This window comes from Streptomyces sp. NPDC033221 (genome assembly GCF_055577005.1).
The window spans coordinates 157,921-164,183 of sequence record NZ_JBVIQN010000020.1 but is presented as its reverse complement, the minus strand read 5'-3'; the positions used below and the strand labels follow the sequence as shown (position 1 = coordinate 164,183).

The following is a 6,263-nucleotide window of genomic DNA, read 5'->3' as shown; positions in this document are numbered from 1 at the left end:
GTCTTTGTACCAAACCCCGACCCGACCACGATGCCCCGCTTGGGGGAGTATGTCAAAGGGAAGAGGGCGTGTGGATCGGGGGGGGGTCCGCCGGAAGCCCGGCGGCCCGCCGCGCTCAGTCGCCCGCGTTCCGTACCGCGGCAGCCGCCTTGCGGGCCGCGACCAGGACCGGGTCCCATACGGGGGAGAACGGTGGCGCGTAGCCGAGGTCGAGCGCGGTCATCTCCTCGACCGTCAGCCGCGCCGTGAGCGCCACCGCCGCCACGTCCACCCGCTTGCCCGCGCCCTCCCGGCCGACGATCTGGACGCCGAGGAGGCGGCCGGTGCGCCGTTCGGCCATCATCTTCACGCGCATCGGGCGGGCGCCCGGGTAGTAGCCGGCGCGGCTGGTCGACTCGATGGTGACGGTCTCGTACTGCAGGCCGACGCTCTTCGCCTGCGCCTCCAGCAGCCCGGTCCGGGCGATCTCCAGGTCGCAGACCTTGGAGACGGCGGTGCCGACGACGCCGGGGAAGGTCGCGTAGTCACCGGCCACGTTCGAGCCGATGATCTGGCCGTGCTTGTTGGCGTGGGTGCCCAGCGCGATGTGCCGGGTCCGGCCCAGGACCAGGTCCAGTACTTCGACGCAGTCGCCGCCCGCCCACACGGCGTCGTGGCCGCGCACCCGCATCGACAGGTCGGTGAGCAGCCCGCCCGCGTCGCCGAGCGGCAGCCCGGCCTGCTCGGCGAGGGTCGTCTCGGGCCGTACGCCCAGGCCCAGCACGACCACGTCGGCCGGGAACTCCCCGTCGTCCTCGGTGGTCACCGCGCAGGCCCGCCCGGAACCGTCGGTGCGGATGCCGGTGACGGCGGCGCCGCGCACCGTCTCGATGCCCATCCCGCACATCGCCTCGTGGACCAGTTCGCCCATGTCGGGGTCGAGCGTGGACATCGGCTGCTCGCCACGGTCCAGGACGGTGACGTCGTAACCGCGGGTGACCAGCGCCTCGGCCATCTCGACACCGATGTAGCCGGCGCCGACGACGACCGCCTTGGTGCCCTCGGTGGCCTTCAGGGTGTCCAGCAGCGCCTGCCCGTCGTCCAGGGTCTGCACACCGTGCACGCCGGGCGCGTCGATGCCCGGCAGCGGCGGGCGCAGCGGCCGCGCGCCGGTGGCGATCACCAGCTTGTCGTAGCCGGTCCAGGTCTCGGTGCCGCCGCCGTCCAGGTCGCGGGTGCGGACCCGGCCGCGGTCCAGGTCCAGTTCGGTGACCTCGGTCCGCATCCGCAGGTCGATGTCGCGCTCGCGGTGCTTCTCCGGCGTCCGCGCGATCAGGTCGTCCGGGCCGTCGACCGTCCCGCCGACCCAGTACGGGATGCCGCAGGCGGAGTACGAGGCGAAGTGCCCCCGTTCGAAGGCGACGATCTCCAGTTCGCCCGGCTTCTTCAGCCGCCGGGCCTGGGACGCGGCGGACATGCCCGTCGCGTCGCCCCCGATGACCACCAGTCGCTCCGCCATCGCGGATACTCCCTTCGTCGTGTGCCGGTATCTGTCGTACGTATGCCGGTACCTGTCCTTGGGGACCGGTACCCGTCCGCACGGTTGCCGCCACGGCGCAGATTACGGGTCAGAACGGATAGCCGGCCGGGGTGGCGCGGACCGTGGTCCAGCGGGTCTCGGTGAAGGCGTCGAGGTTGGCCGTGCCGCCGAAGTGCGCGCCGGTGCCGGAGTCGGCGAAGCCGCCCATCGGCGCCACCGGCTCGTCGTTGACCGTCTGGTCGTTGATGTGCAGCAGGCCGGTCGGGATACGGTCGGCGAGCTCCAGGGCGCGCGCGGTGCCGCGGGTGACGACGCCGAGCGCCAGCCCGTACTCGGTGTCGTTCGCCAGGGCCACGGCCTCGTCGGTGGTGTGGAACCTGCGCACGGGCGCGACCGGTCCGAAGACCTCCTCCGCGTAGGCGGGGGACCGGTCGTCCACGTCGGCCAGGACGGTCGGCCGGTAGAACAGGCCGCGGTGGGTGCCGCCGGCCGCGAGCCGGGCGCCCGCCGCCGTGCTCGCCTCCACCAGGCCGTGGACGCGGTTGAGCTGTCCGGCGTCGATGACCGGCCCGAGCTGGACGTCCTCCCGGTACGGGTCGCCGACGGCGAGCGCGTCCGCCGTGGCCGCCAGCCGCTCCACGTACTCCTCGTACAAGGAGGCGTGGACGAGATGCCGGCCTGCTGACATGCAGACCTGGCCCTGGTGGAAGAAGGAGGCCCAGGCCGCGGCGGACATCGCGGCGTCCAGGTCTGCGTCCTCCAGCACGAGGAAGGCGCTGTTGCCGCCCAGCTCCAGATGGGCCCGCTTGAGGTGCCGGGCGGCGAGCGCGCCGACGTCGCGGCCCGCGTTGGTGGAGCCGGTGAAGGAGATCACCCGCACGTGCCGGTCGCCGACCAGGGCCTGCCCGGCCTCGGCACCGCCCGGCAGTACGTGCAGCAGCCCTTCGGGCAGCCCGGCCGCCGCGAAGACCGCCGCCACGGCGTGGCCGCCGCACACCGCGGTGCGCGGGTCGGGCTTGAGGACGACCGCGTTGCCGAGCGCCAGGGCCGGGGCGACGGACCGCATGGCGAGCACGAGCGGGACGTTGAACGGCGCGATGACGCCGACGACACCGGCCGGCGCCCGGGTCGTGTAGGAGTGGCGGGGCGCGGCGGAGGGCAGCACCTGGCCCAGCGGATGATGGGCGAGCGCGGCGGCCTCGTAGCACTCCTCGGCGGCGGTACGGATCTCGAACTCGGCCTTGCCGGGCACGCTGCCGGCCTCCCGGATGATCCACTCGGACAGCTCGGCGGCGTGCCGGGTGATCAGGTCCCCGGCCCGGCGCAGCACCGCGGCCCGCTCCGTGTACGGCGTACGGGCCCAGGCGCGCCGGGCGGCCGCGGCCCCGGCGGCGGCGCTCTCCACGTCGGCGGGGGCGGCGAGGGTGAACGCGGCCAGGGTGTCGCCGGTCGCCGGTTCGACCGCCGTGGTCTCGCCGCCGTGCAGCAGGGGCAGATGGTCAAGGTCGAGCAGGGGCATCGCGCGCGGCCTCCGTTCGGAAGAACGGTTGAGGAGTGAACCGGTTCGGTTCATCCTCTCGCACGATGATCACCACGGACGGCTGGGTTCCGGCCTTGCGGGCACCGCGTCACCGGGGCACCGTCACTGACGACGGCGGGCGGCCGGGAGGGGGCGGACGGTGTCCAAGGAGGACCTGTGGACGCGGTCGGCGGTGACCGTCGCTGCGCTGCTCGGGCTCGCGCTCAAGCTGTTCGTACCGGACCGGATGGACATGACCGCGGTGGCGCTGCTCGTCCTCGCGCTGATCCCCTGGATGTCGTCGATCCTCCAGCGGATCGACACGGCCGCAGGCGGCGTCGTGCTGCGCGAGATCAAGAAGAAGCAGGCCGGGCAGCAGCAGGAGATGGACCGGATGAAATTCCTGTTCGAACACCTGGTGCCGCGCGAGGAACTGCGGCACCTGCAGAGCCTCGCCGACGGGGCCCCGCTGCCCTACGACGCGGGCTACACCCGCCCCCTCCTCGACGCCGAACTCCGCCGCCTCACCGGGGTGGGACTGATCGAACGCCGGCCGGGCAGCACATTCGCGCAGATGGGGGAGGAGGGGGACGTCCAGGAGCACTTCGTCGTCACGGAGGCGGGCAGGACGTATCTGGAGATATTGAAGGGGTTTCGCGCCGGGGGCTGAGCTGCTGCCGCGCCCGGGGGCGAGCGCCCGTGCCCGCCCGCGTCCCGCTACTCGCGTTCCAGCACGAGCGCCAGCCCCTGCCCCACACCGATGCACAGCGCCGCCAGGCCCGTACCCGAACCGCGCGCGGCGAGCTGATGGGCCACCGCGCCGGCCAGCCGGGCACCGGACGCGCCCAGCGGATGCCCGATGGCGATGGCGCCGCCGCGCGGGTTCACCACGTCCGGGTCCAGGCCGGGCCACTGGGCGAGGCACCCCAGAGCCTGAGCCGCGAAAGCCTCGTTGAGTTCGAACGTGGCCAGGTCGGCGAAGCCGCGCCCCGCCTTGTCCAGGGCCCGCCGTACGGCCTCTACCGGGCCCAGCCCGAACAACTGCGGCTCGACGCCGGTCACCGCGCTCGCGCCGATCCGGGCGAGCGGCTCCCGGCCGGTGGCCCGTAGGCCGTCCTCGTCGACGAGGAGGAGCGCGGCGGCGCCGTCGTTGAGCGGGGAGGAGTTGCCCGCCGTGACCGTGCCGCCCTTCTTGCGGAAGGCCGGGCGGAGCTTGGCCAGCGCTTCCGGGGAGGACGAGGCGCGGATCGACTCGTCCCGCGCCAGGTCGACGTCCGGCAGCGGTACGACCTCCGCGTCGTACGCGCCCTCCTCCCAGGCGCGCGCTGCCTTGCGGTGACTGGCGAGCGCGAAGACGTCCTGCTGTTCGCGTCCGATGCCGTACTGGTCGGCGATCAGCTCGGCGCCTTCGCCCAGCGCGACCGTCCACTCGGGCGCCATCCGCGGATTGACCATCCGCCAGCCGAGCGTCGAGGAGAACATCTCCTGGTGCCCGGCGGGGAAGGCCCGCTCGGGCTTCTGGAAGACGTACGGCGCGCGGCTCATCGACTCCACGCCGCCTGCGAGCACGATGTGCGCGTCCCCGAGGGCGATGGAGCGGGCGGCCTGGATGACGGCTTCCAGGCCGGAGCCGCACAGGCGGTTGACCGTCACGCCCGGTACGGAGGTGGGGAGCCCGGCCAGCAGGACGGCCATCCGCGCCACGTTGCGGTTGTCCTCGCCCGCCCCGTTGGCGTCGCCGAAGACGACATCGTCGATACGGGCCGGGTCGAGCGCGGGCGTCCGGTCCACCAGGGTCTTGACGACGTGGGCGGCGAGGTCGTCGGGGCGGGTGCCCGCGAGGGCGCCGCCGTACTTGCCGACGGGGGTCCGTACGGCGTCGACGATGTAGACGTCCCGGGCGCCCCAAGCGCCTCGTGCGTCCCGTGCACCCTGCTCGGTCATCAGGCCCTGTCCTCGCTGTCCGCTCGAAACCGTCCGTACTCCGGAGCCGTTCGTACTCCGAAACCGTCCGTATTCCGGAGCCGTTCGACATCGTCTGTCTGAAGATCGGCGCTATCGCCCCGAGTCTTTGCCCGCCGCCCGCGGCTGTCAACGGTCCCCCGGGCCCTCACCCTCCCGTGCGGCCTCCGTGGGTAACTGCTCCGGAGGCGCCGGGGCCACCTCGGACGTCCGCGTACGCCGCGGCAGCCGTCCCCGCAGCACCCGCCACAGCACGTACACCAGCGCTCCGGCGGCGAGGAACGGCAGCGACGCGCCGACCGCTACCAGCAGCCTCCGCACCCCCTCCGTGAAGGCGTCCCAGCCGCCGCTGAGCGCGTCCCCGAAGGAGGTTTCCTCGTCGTCCGCCGTGGCGTCCGGTTCGTGCAGCACCAGCGTCACCGTCGCCATACCGGTCTGCTCCTGGAGCGACTTCAGGCGGGCCTGGAGGGACTCCAGTTCCGTCTGGCGGCGGCTGAGTTCGGACTCCAGCGTGACGATGTCGCTGATCGAAGTGGCCTGGTCCATCAGCGCCCTCACCCGCGTCACGCTGGCCTGTTGCGACTTGATGCGGCTTCCGGTGTCCATCACCTGGTCGGTGACGTCCTTGGCCGAGACTTGCCGCTCCTTGAGCGTGCCCAGCCGGGAGAGCCGGTCCAGCAGGCCGTCGTATGCCTCGGGCGGCACACGCAGCACGACCCGGGAACGCTCCCGGCCCTCACTGTCCCGGTCGGTGGACTCGTCTCCGACGTAGCCGCCGGCGCCCTTGGCCGCCGTACGGGCCTTGGCCAGCGTTCCCGGTACGTCGGCGGCTTCGACGGTGAGCGTCGCCGTACGGATGATCTGCGCCGTCGAGACGGGGGCGGACTTTCCGGTCCCGTTGCCCGACCCGGACCCGGACCCCGACCCCGGCCCGGACCCCGACCCGGATCCGGCCTTGCCGTCGGCCCCCTCCGCGCCGCCCGGCGCCTTGGGCCCGACCATGCCCTGCTCGCCCCGCGCGGAGCCCTTGTCGGCCTGCGGCGCGCTCGCCGACTTCGACCGGCCCTCCCCGGCCGCCCCGCATCCGGCGACCGCGAGGGACGCCGCGAGCAGCGCTCCCGCGGCCGCCCGCCGCGCCCCGTACGACCTGCTCGCTGTGCCCATGTCACGTACCCCCGAAGTGGTCTGCCGCTGTTGCCACTTCGACGTGGCGGGGGAGCCGTGGGTTGCCGTCCGTGGGTCGCGATGCGGTCACGGTCCGGC

5 protein-coding genes are annotated in these 6,263 nt (G+C 73.4%); 1 reads left to right on the top strand and 4 read right to left on the bottom strand.

Annotated features, from left to right (window positions below; translation table 11 throughout):
- Positions 1-115: 115 nt before the first annotated feature.
- Together ACZ53K_RS25365 and ACZ53K_RS25360 are read right to left on the bottom strand one after the other, a co-directional pair.
- Positions 116-1,498 (bottom strand): FAD-dependent oxidoreductase, encoded by a 1,383-nt coding sequence (locus ACZ53K_RS25365; RefSeq protein WP_468840689.1) that lies wholly within the window; start codon positions 1,496-1,498, stop codon positions 116-118.
- 109 nt (positions 1,499-1,607) lie between these two features.
- Positions 1,608-3,038: an aldehyde dehydrogenase family protein gene (locus ACZ53K_RS25360; protein ID WP_468840687.1), complete on the bottom strand. Its 1,431-nt coding sequence runs from the start codon at positions 3,036-3,038 to the stop codon at positions 1,608-1,610.
- Positions 3,039-3,198: 160 nt separating this feature from the next.
- On the opposite strand from ACZ53K_RS25360, the gene ACZ53K_RS25355 reads away from it, so the two are divergent.
- Positions 3,199-3,708, top strand: a complete 510-nt coding sequence (locus ACZ53K_RS25355) for a hypothetical protein (RefSeq protein WP_468840685.1) — start codon at positions 3,199-3,201, stop codon at positions 3,706-3,708.
- Positions 3,709-3,755: 47 nt separating this feature from the next.
- On the opposite strand, the gene ACZ53K_RS25350 is transcribed toward ACZ53K_RS25355, so the two are convergent.
- Both ACZ53K_RS25350 and ACZ53K_RS25345 read right to left on the bottom strand, forming a co-directional pair.
- A complete protein-coding gene (locus ACZ53K_RS25350; RefSeq protein WP_468840683.1) occupies positions 3,756-4,982 on the bottom strand; it encodes a thiolase family protein in 1,227 nt (408 codons plus the stop codon).
- A gap of 147 nt (positions 4,983-5,129) precedes the next feature.
- Positions 5,130-6,164, bottom strand: coding sequence for a DUF4349 domain-containing protein (locus tag ACZ53K_RS25345; protein ID WP_468840681.1), 1,035 nt, complete (start codon positions 6,162-6,164; stop codon positions 5,130-5,132).
- Positions 6,165-6,263 lie beyond the last annotated feature (99 nt).